Source organism: Rhodopseudomonas sp. BR0M22, from assembly GCF_010907035.1.
Taxonomy (GTDB): domain Bacteria; phylum Pseudomonadota; class Alphaproteobacteria; order Rhizobiales; family Xanthobacteraceae; genus Rhodopseudomonas.
Genome location: NZ_QUMK01000071.1, coordinates 1 through 16,142, shown reverse-complemented (window position 1 = coordinate 16,142; position 16,142 = coordinate 1). Strand labels below are relative to the sequence as shown.

Here is a 16,142-nt window from a genome sequence, read left to right as displayed (position 1 = left end):
TAGCGCGCCGTATCTCCGGCAGGTCATGCTGGCAACGTTGGCTGCGACCTGCACGCTGGCGCAGCCGCTGCATGCGGAGGAAAGCGCCCCCGCCGCTCAGGCCGTCACCGTGTTCGTGGCCGCCAAAGCCTGTTTCCCGGCAACCGTCGAAGTCTCCGGCTTCCTGATCCCGCGCGACGAAGTCTCGGTGCGTCCGGACCGCCCCGGCACCAAGGTGATCGATGTGCTGGTCGATCCCGGCGAGACCGTCAGCAAAGGACAGCCGCTGGCCAAGCTCGAGGGCGGCGCCACCGTGCAAGCATCGGTGGCGGGTCTGGTATCGGCATCCACCGCCGTGATCGGTGCACCCGCCTCCCCCAAGGCCGAAGCGCTGTTCACCATCGTGGCGCGCGGCGAATTCGATCTGGTCGGCCAAGTGCCGACCCGCGACATGTCGCGACTGTCCATCGGGCAACCGGCGACAGTGAAAGTGGTGGGCGACAAGAACGAAATGCAAGGCAAGGTGCGCCGCGTTTCCGCGACGGTGGAGCCGAAGACGCAGCTCGGCAACGTGTTCGTCGGCATCGGCTCCGACGAGCGGCTGCTCGCCAACGCCTCCGGCCGCGCAACGATCAAGACCGGCGAGAGCTGCGGGATTTCGGTGCCGCTCACCGCGGTGATCTACAATCCGGTCGGCACCATCGTGCAGGTGGTGCGGCGGCAAGTCGTCGAGACCCGGCGCGTCGAAATCGGCCTGATGAACGGCGGCAGAATCGAAATCCGCAACGGACTGAAGGAAGGCGACATCGTGGTTGAAAGTGCCGGAGCGCAGCTCCGCGAAGGCGACACGGTGAAGCCGGTGCTGTCCGCCGACGCCTCGGCAAAGTAATCACCGAGGCGCTTTGCGACGGCTGCCGGCCGCAATCAGCGATAATGGCGTGTCAGCGAATCAGAGAGAGACGCGATCGCGGCGACCGCTCCTTGTCGGCGAACACCGCGTAGTACAACGCATAGGCCCAGCCGATCCCGGTCCAGCCGAGCAGCAGATTGCCGACGTAAAGCCCCCATTTGTATTCGACGTTACGTGCGAACCCGATCAGCATCGGCGCGCAATACAGCGCAACAGCAACGAGGTACATCGACCAGACGATCGCCGGCATGTTGGCGTCGTAGGGCAGTCCAGCCAGTGCAGACATTGTCTTCCTCCATGAGACCTGATGTGAGAAACGGCACTGTCTTTCCCTTTGGAGCTGACGAGCAAACTGACGGGGCCGTTCGAGCGGCGACCCGAGAAGGGATTATCGTTGCGTGAACTGTGCGAAAGACGCGACGCAACAAACTTTGTTTCAAATCAAGAGTGCAGCGCGAAACGGCCGCGTCATTTCAACGCGGCGGGGACGCAATCAGGGCCGATCACGTCGAAAGCAGGTATCCGCGCGCCACTCACGATGAGTATCGTGAATAGCGCGCTGACAACGCAATAAATGATCCGGCAAACGGCTGTGAGTTACGCGCTGCGCGCCAGCGCGCCGTCGATCATCGCGACCGCATTGCCGACGCCGTAGACGGCCACGAACGAGCCGAACCGCGGGCCCTTCTCCTGGCCGAGCAGCACTTGGTACAACATGTTGAACCAGTCGAGCGAGACGCCCGGCTTGCCGTCCTTGGCGGTCTTCTTGTGATCGAGGAACGGTTCGCGGCGGCCGATCTCGTAGACCACGTCCTGGATCGCCTCGGCGGTCGCATCCGCCGGCAGTTGCGACAGCGCATCGCGCAGATCCTGCAGGGCGGCGCGCTCGGCGTCGGTCGGATCGCGGAACACCTTGGTGGGCGCTACGAAGTCGCGATAGTAATTGATCGCGTAACCGACCATCGCGTCGAGCTTGGGGTGCGTCTCGGGTGTGACGCCCGGCCGGTAGCGGCCGATGAAGCCCCACAACGTCTCGGCGTTCTCGGCGTTCGACGACGACACCAGCGTCAGCAGGAGCTGGAACGTCACCGGCATGTCGGCCTGCGGCGGATTGCCGGAATGGATGTGCCAGACCGGATTGGCGAGCCGCTGCTTGGTATCCTGACGCGCATAGCCGTCGAGGAACTGCTGATAGTCGTCGACATTGCGCGGGATCACGTCGAAATACAGCCGCTTCGCTGCCTTCGGCTCGCGATACATGAACAGCGACAGCGATTCCGGCGAGGCGTAGCGCAGCCACTCCTCGATCGTCAGGCCGTTGCCCTTCGACTTGGAGATCTTCTGCCCCTTGTCGTCGAGGAACAGTTCGTAGTTGAAGCCCTCCGGCGGGGTGCCGCCGATCGCCTGGGCGATCTTGCCGGACAGCTTCACCGAATCGATCAGGTCCTTGCCGGCCATCTCGTAGTCGACGCCGAGCGCGGTCCAGCGCATCGCCCAGTCCGGCTTCCATTGCAGCTTGCAGTGCCCGCCGGTGACCGGCAGCGTTACCCGCTCCTTGGTTTCCGGATCGTCGTATGACACCGTGCCGGCCTTGACGTCGTGCGCGACGATCGGCACCTGCAGCACCACCCCGGTGCGCGGACACACCGGGAGAAACGGCGAGTAGCTGGCGGCGCGTTCCTCGCGCAAGGACGGCAGCATGATCGCCATCACCTTGTCGAGCCGTTCCAGCACCTTCAACAGCGTCGCATCGAACCGGCCGGACTTGTAGTAATCGGTCGCCGAGGCGAATTCGTAATCGAACCCGAAGGTATCGAGGAACTGACGAAGCCGGGCGTTGTTGTGAGCGCCGAACGAATCGTGGGTGCCGAACGGATCGGGCACGCTGGTCAGCGACTTGCCGAGATTCTTCTCCAGCAGTTCCTTGTTCGGGACGTTGTCCGGCACCTTGCGCAGGCCGTCCATATCGTCCGAGAACGCCAGCAGTTTGGTTTTGATCTTGTCGTCGGTCAGCACCCGGAAGGCGTGGCGCACCATCGTGGTGCGCGCGACCTCGCCGAACGTGCCGATATGCGGCAGCCCCGACGGCCCATAGCCGGTCTCGAACAGCACCTCGTCCTTCGGATGCTTTTTAAGCCGGTTCACCAGCGCACGCGCCTGCTCGAACGGCCAGGCGTTGGATTGTTCGGCGAGGGTACGCAGCTCGGAAGCGTTCGGAAGGTCGATCGTTGTCATTCAGGTCTCCGGCCGCCAGTAAAGGCGGGTCTTTCAAAACGGGCTGACGGAGAAGTACCGCAGCCAAAGATCAGTGTACTGGCCCTTTTCCCAAATCCGGAACAGCGCCCAATTCAGTGCCTGACGCAAGGTGTCGTTGCCCTTGCGCACCGCGATGCCGACGCCCTCGCCGAAATAGCGGCTTTCCAGAAACGGGCCGCCGGAAAACGCGCAGCAATTCTCCGAGTCGGTACCGTTGATCCAGAACGCCAGCGAGATCGCATCGCCGAAGATGAAGTCGACCTCGCCGCGCTTGAGCGCCGCGCGGAGCGTCTCGGCATTCGGATAGGAATGCAGTTCAGCGTCGGTGAACATCGCCTTCAGATAAGCTTCATGCGCCGAGCCCGCGATGACGCCGACCTTGCGGCCTTCGAGATATTCCGGCCGCATCTCGGCCATCACTGCATCCTTGCGGGCGACGAACCGCGCCGGCGTGCGATAATACGGATCGGTGAAGTCGAGCTTGGCGCGGGTTTGCGGCGTCACCGCCAGCGACGCGATGATCGCATCGCCGCGGTTGCTGGCGAGCGCGTCGAACAACGTCTCGAACTTGCGCATCTGGACGGTGCAGGTGACCTTGATCTCCTCGCAAAGCGCCCGCGCCAGATCGACGTTGAAGCCGGCCGGATTGCCGTCGGCGCCGGTGAAGTTGAACGGCGGATAGTCGACCTCGGTCAGGAAGCGGATCATCGTCAGGCGCGACAGGTCGGGCCGCTCCGGCCGGCGCCGCGGGTCCCAGAACCCAGGCACCGCATGGGCGGTGGCTGCGGCGACCGCCTTCGCTTCCGGACTGGTCTCGACTGCGCGCACCGGTGCCGCCGCCAGCAACACCGCCGCCACGGCACAAGCCAACGCCACGATGCTCACGCGCCAGGTGACGAGTCGGCCATTGCCGAAAAAAACAATCTGTGGTTGCATGATCAGGGGTTCCGCACCGGCGGTCTTATAGACCATCCGGCGCGGGAGGCGAGTGTCGTTTGCGTTGGGGCGTGCCATGGTCGTGACCGATCGCGCCGGATTGCACGATACGGTAGCGGAGCGGCGCGGCGATGATGAGGCAGAGCCCTCATGGCCCGAACGTCCGACCTTTCTCGCGTTCTGGCCGATCGATGTCGGCCATGACAATCGGCGCCCGCCCGACCGCTCCACCGTCGCAGCCCCGCGGCCCGAGACGCACACCGTGCCGGAACTCGACTGCCTGCGCGGGGTGCTGGCGCCGGCCTTGCTGCAAGCGGCGGCGCGGCGCAGCCGGGCGCTTCAGATCGGCGCGGACCGAGTGTTGATCCACCAGGGGCTGATCGACGAGCAGGCGTATCTGCATCGTCTTTGTGGCTCGCTCCGAATCGACTTCGAGCCGTTCGATCAGGTCGATCGCTCCGACTGCCCGCTGAGCGACGCGCAACTCACCGCCGCGGCCGCGACCGGGATTGTTCCGCTCCGCCTGAACGGCGTGCTGACCTGGGTGATCGCGCCGCAGCGGCTGGCTTGCCGCAGGTTGTGCTTGTTGCTGGATGAGTTTCCGGCGATCCGGCCCCGGCTGCGGCTCACCACATCCGTCGCCCTGGAGGGCTTCCTTGCACGCCACGGTGCCCGGGCGCTCGCCGATGCGGCCAGCTCGGATCTGCACTGCCGGTTTCCGATCCTGTCGGCTGCGCCACGCCACGCCGGCCCGTTGTGGCGCCAGCGGCTCCAGCGCGGCGTCTGCGTGGCCGCACTGGTGATGTTGCCGTTCTTCCCTGACCGCGAGATCACCAGCACGATCCTCGCCCTGTGGTTCATCGGCTTCGCCGGACTGCGACTACTCGCCAGCCTGTGGCGACATCCGCCCCCTTTGCCGACGCCACGCCGGCCGGACGCCGAGTTGCCGGTCTACACGGTGGTGGCGGCGCTGTATCGCGAGGCCGATTCGGTCGGGTCGCTGGTCGAAGCGCTCGACGCTCTCGACTACCCGCGGGAAAAGCTCGACCTGATACTGGTGATCGAGCCCGACGATCTCGCCACCCGCGCCGCGCTGGCGCGGCTGAAACGCAGGCCGCACTTGCGAATCCTGATCGCGCCCGCGGTCGCGCCGAAGACCAAGCCGAAGGCACTCAACTACGCGCTGGCCTTCGCCCGCGGAAGCTTCATCGCGGTGTTCGACGCCGAAGACCGGCCCGACCCCGGCCAGTTGCGGGCGGCGCTGGCGGCGTTCGACGCGGCGAGCCCCGAAACCGCCTGCGTGCAGGCCAGCCTGTGCATCGACAATCTGACGCACAACTGGCTGTCGCGCACCTTCCTGGCCGAATATGCCGGCCAGTTCGACCTGTTCCTGCCGGGCCTCGCCGCACTCGGGCTGCCGCTGCCGCTCGGCGGCACGTCGAACCATTTTCGCACCGACGTGCTGCGCACGCTCGGCGCCTGGGATCCGCACAATGTGACCGAGGATGCCGACCTCGGCTTTCGGCTCGCCCGGTTCGGCCATTGCAGCGTCACCATCCGGTCGACCACCTACGAAGAGGCGCCTCTCGCCTTCGGCAACTGGCTTCGCCAGCGCTCCCGGTGGATGAAAGGCTGGATGCAGACCTGGGAGGTGCACATGCGCCGCCCGCACCGGCTGTGGCGCGAAGCCGGCCCGGGAGGCTTTCTCGCCCTCAACCTGGTGGTCGGCGGCAACGTCCTGTCCGCGCTGGCTTACCCGCTGCTGCTGGCGTTGATGCTGATGGCGGCGGCCGGCTGGACCGGACTGCTACCGTTCTGGCTGACGCCGGACAGGCCGACTGCGCTGCATTGGCTCACCATCGCGGCCGGCGTGACGTCGACCGCAGTGGTCGGCCTGCTCGGCCTGGGCCGGCGCCGGCAATGGCGCCATGCCGGCGCCCTGGCGCTGACGCCGGTGTACTGGCTGTGCCTGTCGCTGGCGGCGTGGCGGGCGCTAGCTCACTACGTCTGGTGCCCGTATCGCTGGGAGAAGACCCAACACGGTATCGCCCGTCGCGCACATTCGGCCGCGCCGGAGCCAGCGCCCGATCAGCAGCACCGGCGCCACGATGCCGACGCTACAGATAGCGCTTCAGATCGGCCGCGGCGTCCTCGGGCTTGCGCTTGATGTTGAAGGGAGCGACGAAATTGCCGGACTTGTCCATCAGATAGATCAGCGCGGTGTGATCCATCGTGTAATCGCCGTCCTTGAGCGGGACTTTCTTGGCATAGACCCGGTAGCCCTTCTCGATCTTCGCGGTCGCTTCCGGCGTACCGACCAGCCCCCTCAGATGCGGATCGAAGCTCGACAGATAGTCCTTCATCGAGGCCGGCGTATCGCGTTCCGGATCGACCGAAACGAAATAGGCGTTGATCCGATCGGCGTCGGGACCGAGCGCCGCCAGCACCTGCGACAATTCGAACAGCGAGGTTGGACAGACGTCGGGGCAGCGGGTGAAGCCGAAGAAGATCAGCGTCGGCTTCCCCTTCATATTCTGCTCGGTGACGATCTGGCCGTTCTGATCGGTCAGCCGGAACGGTCCACCGATCGTCGCCGGCGCCGAAATCTTCTGCAGGCCGCCGAGCAGCCACAGCACCACAACGAGCCCGACGATCAGGCTGCCGGCGAAGGCCGCGACGACGACGAGCGGGCGGATGGATTTGGCTTCTGCAGGCATCGGGTGGAGTCCTCGAGAGCTCGGAGCGACCGATGCGGCGAGATTTCCGCAAGGCCTGCTCGACGTGCGGGTGAACCGCACTGCTGCCCAATAGAGCGGCGGGCTACGGCCGGCAAGCCGTGCCGCCGTCATACCGATCACGTCATCCGGAGATGGCGGGCCGCCGAATCCGCGGCGTCAGCGCCCGGCTTGGGCTTGCGCGTCCATGTAACAAGGGCGGTACATCGACAGCAGTTGCTTGCCGCGCAGGAAAATCATGTGCCGGGTCAGGCCGCCGCGCTTGGCGATCCAGCGGCGGATGCTGACCGGATACATCGTGTACAGCATCTGGGTGGCTTCGGTATTGGTGATCGCACGGCCGTTCGAGCCGAGATCCCACGCCGCATGAAACCCGAGATTGGCCCGCGAGGTCACGCAGATCTTATCGTGCGGGACCGCACCGAGCACGATGGTGCAGGCAGAGGCGCAGAGGCCGTCGATCATCACGGTTTCGCCGGAGCTGCGCAGCGACTGGTACTTATCGACGTAGGTTCCGATCCGGCCACCACGATCGTCGGCGATTCGCACCATCGCCTGGCTCGACGCCACGCCAGCGATCAGCAGCACGGCCGCGAGCATCCCCGTGATCAGTCTCATGGCTCCCCCAACGATCCCCGTCGCAAGGCCGCACACGACGCGACCTCGAAACAGTGCCAGGGTGATTTCCGATCGGGGCTTTGTCCAGATCGACAGCGGGCCTCGGACCAATTTCAAATCGAGTGTTGCCCCCAGGATGCAGTGCCGGCGAGCGAGGTCCCAAACTGAAACAGCGCGGCCGGTTGCCTCGCGGGACAGAGACCAAGTTCCAATACCGGCCGACTGTGCCGGACACTGGAGCCTCGATGCTCGGTGATATCCGGCTCCGTCCTTCCAGGAACCGCGTGTCTCGATCGCGAGCGCAGAGGAGTGTCGCGCCGATGCCCTACTCCGATCCGCCAGCTGCGTGACGAACGGCCACTCAGCGAATCATGTTCACAACGCCTCCTCGGATCCCATCGTGGTTCGTTTGCATATCGGCCAGGGGCCGCGATCCCACGACACCACGCGCGAAAACTCGTCGATCCGTCTCGGACAACGACTCCTTCCGGTCGGGGGCGAAGGTCGGCCGAAGCGAGCACGGGTTGCCGACGATCGTCCTCCACTGTTGCGGATCGTGCGGGCGGAGTAGTCTGCCGGCGCAGCTTGATGATCAAGTGGTTACCAAGACGCGCCGTTAATGATCTTCGTAAAGGTTGATTTTGCTCGATCGTTGACGGCTGTCGCGATCACCACCAATCATGGACAGATAGTCATCTCTGGCGCTGAGGATCGCCCATGTCTCGCCTGTCCGCTGCTCTGCTTGCTTCCGCCGTGGTCGCCGGTGCCGCCGTCGCGCTGCCGACCGCCGCCTCCGCCTGCTACGGCTGCGCCCCGCCGCCGTGCTACAGCTGCTATCAGCAGCAATACGTTGCGCCGGAATACCGCACTGTCGAGGAGACCGTGATGGTCAATCCGGGCCGCGTCGTCGCCCATCGCGTCGCGCCGCAGTATCGCACCGTGATGGTGCCGAAGACCGTGATGGTTTCGCCTGGTGGCGTCGAATACGAACGCATTCCGCCGCAATACGCCACCCGCGAACGCGTCGAGATGGTGTCGCCGGGCTACAGCTACTACGCGCCGGTTCGCCCGCGCTGCGGCGGCTGCGGCTGGTAACGGCACGCGGTGACGTCGGTGGATGGGTTGAGCTGTCGCGAAACCCATCTTGAGGCCTCGAACGGTTCGATGGGTTTCGCTCGCGCTCAACCCATCCTACCGACCTCGCATCTTTGTCGCGCTTCGAATGGATTCGTCATGGCCGGGCTGTGTCCCGGCCATCCGCGTTTCAATCTCCGCGGCTGGCTTCTCAGCTCCGCCGGTACGGCAGCTTCCGTCCATCGAGCCGGCGCAGGCCCGGCTCGCGGCGCTCCAGCCACCAGCCGTATTGCTTCGGCCAGTCGGCGAATGCCCCGTCGCCCTCGGTGAGTTCGAGCTGGGCGTGCAGCGCCCAATTTGGATCGAACAGCACCTCGCGGCCGATCGCGATCAGATCGGCCTGGCCCTGCTCGACGATCTTCTCGGCCTGATCCGGATGAACGATCAGCCCTACCGCGATCGTCGGAATCTCGGCTTCGTTTCGGATGGTTTCGGCGAACGGCACCTGGAAGCCGTAGCCGCGCGGAATCCGGTTGGCCGTCGCCGAGCCCATCAGACCGCCCGACGAACAATCGATGATATCGGCACCGCGGGCTTTGGCCTCGCGCGCGAATACCACCGAGTCGGCAAGCTCGATTCCGCCTTCCACGCCGTCGACCGACGATACGCGCACCGCCAACGGCAGCGTGTCAGGCCAGACTGCGCGCACCGCCTCGATCACCTCCAATGGAAATCGCATCCGCCCCGTGCGATCGCCGCCATAGCCGTCGGTGCGCTTGTTCGACAGCGGCGACAGGAACGAATGCAGCAGATAGCCGTGGGCGCAGTGCACTTCGAGCATCTCGAACCCGGCCTCGACCGCCCGCAGCGTCGCGCTGCGCCAGTGATCCAGCAAGCTATCGAGATCGTCGTCGCTCAACTCCTGCGGCGTCAGCCAGCCTTCGTCCATCGGGATCGCGCTCGGCGCGACGATCTCCCACGGCTGGTCGCCGCGTGCTGCGTCCTCTGCGGTCAGCGCCGCGTTGCCGTACCACGGCCGCTGCATGCTCGCCTTGCGGCCGGCATGGGCGAGCTGAATCGCCGGCACAGCGCCGTTGTCTCGCAGGAAAGCGGCGATCCGCTCCAGCGGCCGGATCTGGTCGTCGTTCCACAGCCCGAGATCGCCATGGGTAATGCGGCCATTGGCGGTGACGGCGGTCGCCTCCACCATCACGATGCCGGCGCCGCCTTGCGCAAATTTGCCGAGGTGCACTAGGTGCCAGTCGTTGGCCATGCCGTCGACCGCGGAATACTGGCACATCGGCGACACCAGGATGCGGTTCTTGGCGGTGACGCCACGCAGGGTGAAAGGGCGAAACAGCGGCGGCTGCGACATCTGGACAACGTTCCTCGGTGGTTTCTTCGGTCGGACTGAAATCGGCGGCGCCTCCGGCCGACCCGTCCTTTTGGTTGACCGGACTCTGACGAGCCGGACGGATCAGGTCAATCGCCAGTGGTCGCTGTGAAATCCGATTCATTTGGACTATCGTCACGCCATGAGCTTGATCCGCCGACCTGTTTTGTCCCGCCGGGCCGTCCTGACCTCCACTCTTGCAGCCTTGGCGACTGCGCGGACGATGCCGTTCGCGAACGCTCAGGGCCTGTATCCGACCCGACCGGTACGGATCGTGCTGCCGTTCGCGGCCGGCGGCGTCGCCGACATTACCGCGCGGCTGATCGCCGATCAGCTCGGCACCAAGCTCGGCCAGCGCTTCTATGTCGAGAACCAGCCCGGCGCCGGCGGCATCAGCGCGGCGCGCACAGTGATCTCGGCGCCGCCTGACGGCTCGACGCTGGCGCTGCTGTCGAACGGCACCGCGATCAGCGTGTCGCTGTTCAAGAAGCTGCCGTTCGACCCGGTGAAGGATTTCGCGCCGATCTCCAGCCTCGGCACGTTCGACTTCCTGTTCACAGTCCGCGCCGAGTCCAAGTTCAAGACGCTGGAAGATTTCATCAAGGCGGCGAAGCAGAAGCCCGGCACGCTGAATGTCGGCACCATCAACACCGGCAGCACGCAGAACCTCGCCGCAGAACTCTTCAAGACCGCGGCGGGCGTCGACTTCGTGATCGTTCCGTTTCGCGGAACGCCGGAAGTGCTGGTGGCACTGCTGCAGGACAGCGTCGATCTGACGATCGACAGTTACTCGGCGCTCAAAGGCAATCTCGCCGACGGCAAGCTCCGGGCGCTGGCGGCGACCGGACCGCTGCGCTCCAAAATCACGCCCGATATCCCGACGCTGCGCGAAAGCGGCATCGAGGCCAGCATCGAGTCCTGGAACGGGCTGTTCGCACCGGCCGGCACGCCACCTGGGGTGATCGGCGCCCTGAACACGGCGCTGCAGGAAATCCTCGTCGATCCCGTGCTCAAGAAGAAGATGCTCGAACTCGGCATCGACGCCAAACCATCGACCCCTGAGCAGTTGGCGGCCCGGCTGCGCGCAGACATCGACAAATGGCGCGCGGTGATCGAGCAGTCCGGAATCGAGCGGCAATAGCGGCGGGCCCGCGATCCAGCGATGAACCTGAAGCAGCTCGAATATTTCATGCACGTCGCCGAGCTCGGCTCGTTCAGCAAAGCCGCAATGGTGCTGGATGTCGCCCAGCCGGCGCTCAGCCGACAGGTGCGCGGGCTGGAGACCGAACTGCGCCAGCAATTGTTTCTGCGCAACGGCCGCGGCGTCGCGCTGACTGAAGCCGGCCGGCGGCTGTTCGACCACTCGGTCGCGATCATGCAGATGGTCGCCCACGCCCGCGAGGATCTCGGCGCCAGCCGCGACGCACCGGTCGGCCGCGTCACCATCGGCCTGCCGCCATCGATCGCCCGGCAACTGACGCTGCCGCTGATCGATCACGTCAAGCGGACGTTGCCGGCGGCGCGACTGGCGATCGTCGAAGGCCTGTCGTCGCATGTCATCGAATGGGTCACCACCGGCCGCGCCGATGTCGGCCTCGTCTACAATCCGGACGCGCAGTCCGGCATCGAGATCACGCCGCTGCTGCAGGAGCCGCTCGGGCTGGTCAGCCACGCGCCCGCCGGCAAACGCCGCGGCGCGCCGGCGCCGCTGCCGTTCAAGGAACTGGCGAAATATCCGCTGATCGTGCCCGAACGGGTCCACGCGATGCGCCGGCTGCTGGAGAACGAAGCCGCACTGGCAGGGGTCAAGCTCGACATCGCCTGGGAGGTATCAAGTGTACCGTCGATCATCGAGCTGGTCTGCGCCGGTTACGGACATGCGGTGCTGACGCGCAGCGGCGTCGCCGCCACGCCGCGCGCCGCCGAGCTGGTGATGCGCCCGTTGATCGACCCGGCACCGGCGAGCGCGCTGTGCCTGGTGGTGCCGGCGACGCGGCGGCCGACGCCGCTGGCGCAGCACGCGATGCGACTGCTGACCGAGCTGGTCAAAGGCCTGCCGACCTGATCTCGGCACACAGTTTCGGCATCGATTTCCGCGCTTGCCATGCCGGAAGCCGATAGCTGTTATAGACCACCCGCGGTGGCGCCGGTCAGGCTGCGCGGCCAAAATAGCAATAACAATCCGGAAGGAAACGAATGCAAACCGCCATTCCCTGCCTGTTCATGCGCGGCGGGACCTCACGCGGCCCCTTTTTCAATGCAGCCGACCTGCCGAGCGACATCGCCACCCGCGACAAGGTGCTGCTCGCGGTGATGGGCTCGCCCGACCGCCGACAGATCGACGGCCTCGGCGGCGCGCATCCGCTCACCAGCAAGGTCGGCATCGTTTCCAAGGGATCGAAGCCCGGCGTCGATCTCGACTTCCTGTTCGCCCAGCTCCAGCCCGACAAGGACACCGTCGATACCACGCCGAACTGCGGCAACATGCTGGCCGCCGTGGTCCCGTTCGCGCTCGAGACCGGCATGGTGAACGCGCAAGGTCCGACCACGACGCTGCGGGTGCTGACGCTCAACACCGACATGCAGTGCGACATCACCGTGCAGACGCCGGACGGACACGTCTCCTACGACGGCGACGCGCGGATCGACGGCGCACCCGGCACCTCGGCGCCGATCAAGATCAACTTCCTCGACACTGCGGGCTCGGTCGCCCCCGGCCTGCTGCCGACCGGCAATGTCCGCGACGTCATCGACGGCGTCGAGGTGACCTGCATCGACAACGGCATGCCGCTGGTGATGTTTCGCGCCGAGGCGGTCGGCCGCACCGGCTATGAGGGTGTCGCCCAGCTCAACGCCGACACCGAGCTCAAGGCGCGGCTGGAAAAGCTGCGGATCGCCTGCGGCCACGCCATGCAGCTCGGCGACGTCACCTCGAAGAACTACCCGAAGATGACGCTGATCTCGGCGCCGCGCGCCGGCGGCAGCATTTCGACCCGCAGTTTCATCCCGCACGTCTGCCACGACGCTATCGGCGTGCTCGCCGCCGTGACGGTGGCGACTGCCTGCGTGCTGAAGGGCAGCGTCACCGACGGCATCGCGCAGGTGCCGGATGGAAATGTGAAGCAGATCTCGGTGGAGCACCCGACCGGCGAATTCTCGGTGGAGATCGAGGTCGATCCGGCCAATCCGCAGACCGTCACCCGCGCCGCCTTGCTGCGCACCGCCCGCCTGATCATGCGCGGCGAAGCGATGGTGCCGGGCACGGTGTGGGACGGCAACCAGACCAACGCCGCAGCGCTGCGGCGCGCGGGGTGAAACAACGACGAAACTGGAACGCGTATCGATGCTCGCTGAGTTAGCGAGCGGGCAACCACATAACCGACTTCATACGCGGGCTTGACCCGCGCATCCATCATCCGAAGAGGATGGATTGCCGGGTCAAGCCCGGCAATGACGGAGAACAAGTAGCAGGAAACTCCGATGATCATCGACATCCACGGCCACTACACTACCGCGCCGAAGGCGCTGGAGGATTGGCGTAACCGGCAGATCGCGGGAATCAAGGATCCGTCCGCGATGCCGAAAGTGTCCGAGCTGAAGATTTCGGACGACGAGCTGCGCGCCTCGATCATCGAGAACCAGCTCAAGAAGATGCAGGAGCGCGGCAGCGACCTCACCGTGTTCTCGCCGCGCGCCTCGTTCATGGCGCACCATATCGGCGACTTCAACGTCTCATCGACCTGGGCGGCGATCTGCAACGAGCTGTGCTACCGCGTCTCGCAGCTGTTCCCCGACAACTTCATCGGCGCAGCCATGCTGCCGCAGTCGCCCGGCGTCGATCCGAAAACCTGCATTCCCGAGCTGGAGAAGTGCGTCAAGGACTACGGCTTCGTCGCCATCAACCTCAATCCCGATCCGTCGGGCGGTCACTGGACCTCGCCGCCGCTGACCGACCGGGTCTGGTATCCGATCTACGAGAAGATGGTCGAGCTGCAGATCCCGGCGATGATCCACGTCTCGACCAGCTGCAACGCCTGCTTCCACACCACCGGCGCGCATTATCTCAATGCCGACACCACCGCGTTCATGCAGTGCGTCGCCGGCGATCTGTTCAAGGATTTCCCGGACCTGAAATTCGTGATCCCGCATGGCGGCGGCGCGGTGCCGTACCACTGGGGCCGGTTCCGCGGTCTGGCGCAGGAGATGAAGAAACCGCTGCTGGAGGACCATGTCCTCAACAACATCTTCTTCGACACCTGCGTCTATCACCAGCCCGGCATCGACCTGCTCAACACCGTGATCCCGGTCGAGAATGTGCTGTTCGCCTCGGAGATGATCGGCGCGGTGCGCGGCATCGATCCAAAAACCGGCTTCTATTACGACGACACCAAGCGCTACATCGAGGCGTCGACGATCCTGACGCCGGAAGAGAAGCAGCAGATCTACGAAGGCAACGCCCGCCGCGTCTATCCGCGGCTCGATGCCGCGCTCAAGGCGAAGGGTAAGTAACAATGACCGTGCGGATGAACGATCTCGGTATCGTCAAGCGCAACATCGGCCGCGCCGACAAGGCTGCCGTCGAGAAGCTGTCGCGGTTCGGCGTCGCCACCGTGCACGAGGCGATGGGCCGCGTCGGCCTGATGGCACCGTACATGCGTCCGATCTACTCCGGCGCGCATATCTGCGGCACCGCCGTCACCGTGCTGCTGCAGCCGGGCGACAACTGGATGATGCACGTCGTCGCCGAGCAGATTCAGCCGGGCGACGTCGTGGTCGCGGCCTGCACCGCCGACTCCACCGACGGCTTCTTCGGCGATCTTTTGGCGACAAGCTTCCGCGCCCGCGGCGCGCTCGGCCTGATCATCGACGCCGGCGTCCGCGACGTGCGCGATCTCACCGAGATGAAGTTCCCAGTGTGGTCGAAGGCGATCCACGCCAAGGGCACGGTGAAAGCGACGCTCGGCTCGGTCAACATCCCGGTGGTGGCCGCCGGCGCCCAGATCACGCCCGGCGATGTGGTGATCGCCGATGACGACGGCGTCGTGGTGGTGCCCGCCGCGGTCGCGCAGATGGCGGCCGATGCCGCCGAAGCGCGCGAGGCCAACGAGGCCGAGAAGCGCGCCAAGCTGGCGAGCGGCGTGCTCGGCCTCGACATGTACAAGATGCGCGAGCCCCTGGAAAAAGCCGGTCTGAAGTACATCGACTGATGAGCAGCGATCCGAAACAGTGGCGTATCGGGATCGTCGGCTACGGCGAGGTCGGTAAGATTCTCGCCGAGGATCTGCGCGCCCAGGGCATCAAGGTCGCGGCCTATGACGTCAAGCTCGCCGACGATCGCGGCGGGCCGCTGCGCGAGCATGCCAGCCGCCACGGCGTGACGCTGACGACGTCGCATGCCGAGCTTACGGAACGCAGCGATTTCATCATCTCGGCGGTGACGGCGAGCCAGACTGTCGCGGTCGCCGAGGCCTGCGCTGGCGCGATCAATCAAGGCACCTGGTTTCTCGATTTCAACTCGGCGTCGCCCGGCGCCAAGCAGCGCGCAGCGGCGCTGATCGACGGCGAACAGGGCCGCTACGTCGAAGGCGCAGTGATGACCTCGGTGCCGCCGTATCGCATCAAGGTGCCGCTGCTGCTCGGCGGCTTGCATGCTGCCGAGTTGGCGGCGCAGATCAATACGATCGGCTTCGCCGCCAAGCCGGCGAGCGACCAGCTCGGCGTCGCCTCGGCCACCAAGATGTGCCGCAGCATCATGATCAAGGGGCTCGAGGCGATGGTGATCGAGAGCTTCACCACCGCCCGCGCCTACGGCGTCGAGGACGCGGTAATCGCCTCGCTTCAGGAGACATTTCCGTCGATCGATTGGGAGAAGCAGGGCGCCTACTTTTTCCAGCGCGTGATCGAACACGGCCGCCGCCGCGCCGAGGAAGTCCGCGAAGTCGCCGAGACGGTGCGCGAGGCCGGCCTGACGCCGTGGTCCGCGCAAGGCACGGCGGAGCGGCAGGCTTGGGTGGCGGATCTGGCGGACGAGGGACTGTTCGGGAAACGCGGCGACAAGGCTTTCGCCCGGAGCCCTGATTGGCGCACGGAGGCTGATCGGATTCTGGCGAAGGTGAAGGACAAGACGAAGACCTAACGCCGCAGGAATTGGCCGCGGAGCGGCTGTGTAATTGTCCGCGGCGCTCGTGGCACCCCTCCCCCTTGCGGGGAGGGGTCGGCCGAGCGAAGCGGAGGCCGGGGT

Annotated in this window: 15 protein-coding genes; 9 read left to right on the top strand and 6 right to left on the bottom strand. The window is 65.6% G+C overall.

The genetic code is table 11. The features are described 5' to 3' along the window. Positions 1–25: 25 nt before the first annotated feature. Complete coding sequence (locus DY468_RS20140) at positions 26–868, top strand: efflux RND transporter periplasmic adaptor subunit (RefSeq protein ID WP_246701060.1); 843 nt, start codon at positions 26–28, stop codon at positions 866–868. Between the two features lie 52 nt (positions 869–920). On the opposite strand, the gene DY468_RS20135 is transcribed toward DY468_RS20140, so the two are convergent. The 3 genes from DY468_RS20135 to DY468_RS20125 form a co-directional block, all read right to left on the bottom strand. After that, the gene (locus DY468_RS20135; protein WP_164606710.1) at positions 921–1,175 is read right to left on the bottom strand and encodes a superinfection immunity protein; all 255 of its coding nucleotides are present in this window, start codon (positions 1,173–1,175) and stop codon (positions 921–923) included. A 311-nt stretch (positions 1,176–1,486) separates the two neighbouring features. Further along, the gene (locus tag DY468_RS20130; RefSeq protein WP_164606708.1) at positions 1,487–3,124 is read right to left on the bottom strand and encodes a lysine--tRNA ligase; all 1,638 of its coding nucleotides are present in this window, start codon (positions 3,122–3,124) and stop codon (positions 1,487–1,489) included. A gap of 33 nt (positions 3,125–3,157) precedes the next feature. Continuing rightward, the gene (locus tag DY468_RS20125; RefSeq protein ID WP_502706237.1) at positions 3,158–4,081 is read right to left on the bottom strand and encodes an ABC transporter substrate-binding protein; all 924 of its coding nucleotides are present in this window, start codon (positions 4,079–4,081) and stop codon (positions 3,158–3,160) included. Positions 4,082–4,157: 76 nt separating this feature from the next. On the opposite strand from DY468_RS20125, the gene DY468_RS20120 reads away from it, so the two are divergent. Continuing rightward, on the top strand, positions 4,158–6,248 hold the full coding sequence (locus DY468_RS20120) for a glycosyltransferase family 2 protein (protein WP_164606704.1): 2,091 nt from the start codon (positions 4,158–4,160) through the stop codon (positions 6,246–6,248). On the opposite strand, the gene DY468_RS20115 is transcribed toward DY468_RS20120, so the two are convergent. Together DY468_RS20115 and DY468_RS20110 are read right to left on the bottom strand one after the other, a co-directional pair. Beyond that, positions 6,199–6,798, bottom strand: a complete 600-nt coding sequence (locus DY468_RS20115; protein WP_164606702.1) for an SCO family protein — start codon at positions 6,796–6,798, stop codon at positions 6,199–6,201. The genes DY468_RS20120 and DY468_RS20115 overlap by 50 nt on opposite strands. Before the next feature lie 177 nt (positions 6,799–6,975). Continuing rightward, positions 6,976–7,434 (bottom strand): hypothetical protein, encoded by a 459-nt coding sequence (locus DY468_RS20110; RefSeq protein WP_164606700.1) that lies wholly within the window; start codon positions 7,432–7,434, stop codon positions 6,976–6,978. Positions 7,435–8,151: 717 nt separating this feature from the next. On the opposite strand from DY468_RS20110, the gene DY468_RS20105 reads away from it, so the two are divergent. Next, the gene (locus tag DY468_RS20105) at positions 8,152–8,529 is read left to right on the top strand and encodes a hypothetical protein (RefSeq protein WP_164606698.1); all 378 of its coding nucleotides are present in this window, start codon (positions 8,152–8,154) and stop codon (positions 8,527–8,529) included. A gap of 190 nt (positions 8,530–8,719) precedes the next feature. Here the strand turns inward: DY468_RS20105 and DY468_RS20100 are convergent, their stop codons facing one another. Then, positions 8,720–9,883 (bottom strand): NADH:flavin oxidoreductase/NADH oxidase, encoded by a 1,164-nt coding sequence (locus DY468_RS20100; RefSeq protein ID WP_164606696.1) that lies wholly within the window; start codon positions 9,881–9,883, stop codon positions 8,720–8,722. A gap of 160 nt (positions 9,884–10,043) precedes the next feature. On the opposite strand from DY468_RS20100, the gene DY468_RS20095 reads away from it, so the two are divergent. The 6 genes from DY468_RS20095 to DY468_RS20070 all read left to right on the top strand — a co-directional run bounded on the left by DY468_RS20095 (position 10,044) and on the right by DY468_RS20070 (position 16,037). After that, positions 10,044–11,042, top strand: coding sequence for a tripartite tricarboxylate transporter substrate binding protein (locus tag DY468_RS20095; RefSeq protein ID WP_164606694.1), 999 nt, complete (start codon positions 10,044–10,046; stop codon positions 11,040–11,042). Positions 11,043–11,063: 21 nt separating this feature from the next. Further along, positions 11,064–11,966, top strand: coding sequence for a LysR family transcriptional regulator (locus tag DY468_RS20090; protein WP_164606692.1), 903 nt, complete (start codon positions 11,064–11,066; stop codon positions 11,964–11,966). A gap of 131 nt (positions 11,967–12,097) precedes the next feature. Next, on the top strand, positions 12,098–13,216 hold the full coding sequence (locus DY468_RS20085; RefSeq protein ID WP_164606690.1) for a 4-oxalomesaconate tautomerase: 1,119 nt from the start codon (positions 12,098–12,100) through the stop codon (positions 13,214–13,216). 165 nt (positions 13,217–13,381) lie between these two features. Next, positions 13,382–14,410, top strand: coding sequence for an amidohydrolase family protein (locus tag DY468_RS20080; protein WP_164606689.1), 1,029 nt, complete (start codon positions 13,382–13,384; stop codon positions 14,408–14,410). Between the two features lie 2 nt (positions 14,411–14,412). After that, entirely contained in the window at positions 14,413–15,108 is a 696-nt protein-coding gene (gene ligK / locus DY468_RS20075; protein ID WP_164606687.1) for a 4-carboxy-4-hydroxy-2-oxoadipate aldolase/oxaloacetate decarboxylase, read from the top strand. Beyond that, positions 15,108–16,037, top strand: a complete 930-nt coding sequence (locus tag DY468_RS20070; RefSeq protein WP_164606685.1) for a DUF1932 domain-containing protein — start codon at positions 15,108–15,110, stop codon at positions 16,035–16,037. The genes ligK and DY468_RS20070 overlap by 1 nt, the downstream gene beginning before the upstream one ends. Positions 16,038–16,142 lie beyond the last annotated feature (105 nt).

Excerpts from the sequence above, each read along its gene's own strand:
- DY468_RS20115 (WP_164606702.1), bottom strand. The coding sequence starts at position 6,798 with ATGCCTGCAGAAGCCAAATCCATCCGCCCGCTCGTCGTCGTCGCGGCC.
- ligK (WP_164606687.1), top strand. The coding sequence starts at position 14,413 with ATGACCGTGCGGATGAACGATCTCGGTATCGTCAAGCGCAACATCGGC.
- DY468_RS20140 (WP_246701060.1), top strand. The coding sequence starts at position 26 with ATGCTGGCAACGTTGGCTGCGACCTGCACGCTGGCGCAGCCGCTGCAT.
- DY468_RS20130 (WP_164606708.1), bottom strand. The coding sequence starts at position 3,124 with ATGACAACGATCGACCTTCCGAACGCTTCCGAGCTGCGTACCCTCGCC.
- DY468_RS20090 (WP_164606692.1), top strand. The coding sequence starts at position 11,064 with ATGAACCTGAAGCAGCTCGAATATTTCATGCACGTCGCCGAGCTCGGC.
- DY468_RS20080 (WP_164606689.1), top strand. The coding sequence starts at position 13,382 with ATGATCATCGACATCCACGGCCACTACACTACCGCGCCGAAGGCGCTG.
- DY468_RS20070 (WP_164606685.1), top strand. The coding sequence starts at position 15,108 with ATGAGCAGCGATCCGAAACAGTGGCGTATCGGGATCGTCGGCTACGGC.
- DY468_RS20135 (WP_164606710.1), bottom strand. The coding sequence starts at position 1,175 with ATGTCTGCACTGGCTGGACTGCCCTACGACGCCAACATGCCGGCGATC.
- DY468_RS20125 (WP_502706237.1), bottom strand. The coding sequence starts at position 4,081 with ATGCAACCACAGATTGTTTTTTTCGGCAATGGCCGACTCGTCACCTGG.
- DY468_RS20105 (WP_164606698.1), top strand. The coding sequence starts at position 8,152 with ATGTCTCGCCTGTCCGCTGCTCTGCTTGCTTCCGCCGTGGTCGCCGGT.
- DY468_RS20120 (WP_164606704.1), top strand. The coding sequence starts at position 4,158 with ATGGTCGTGACCGATCGCGCCGGATTGCACGATACGGTAGCGGAGCGG.
- DY468_RS20110 (WP_164606700.1), bottom strand. The coding sequence starts at position 7,434 with ATGAGACTGATCACGGGGATGCTCGCGGCCGTGCTGCTGATCGCTGGC.
- DY468_RS20095 (WP_164606694.1), top strand. The coding sequence starts at position 10,044 with ATGAGCTTGATCCGCCGACCTGTTTTGTCCCGCCGGGCCGTCCTGACC.
- DY468_RS20100 (WP_164606696.1), bottom strand. The coding sequence starts at position 9,883 with ATGTCGCAGCCGCCGCTGTTTCGCCCTTTCACCCTGCGTGGCGTCACC.
- DY468_RS20085 (WP_164606690.1), top strand. The coding sequence starts at position 12,098 with ATGCAAACCGCCATTCCCTGCCTGTTCATGCGCGGCGGGACCTCACGC.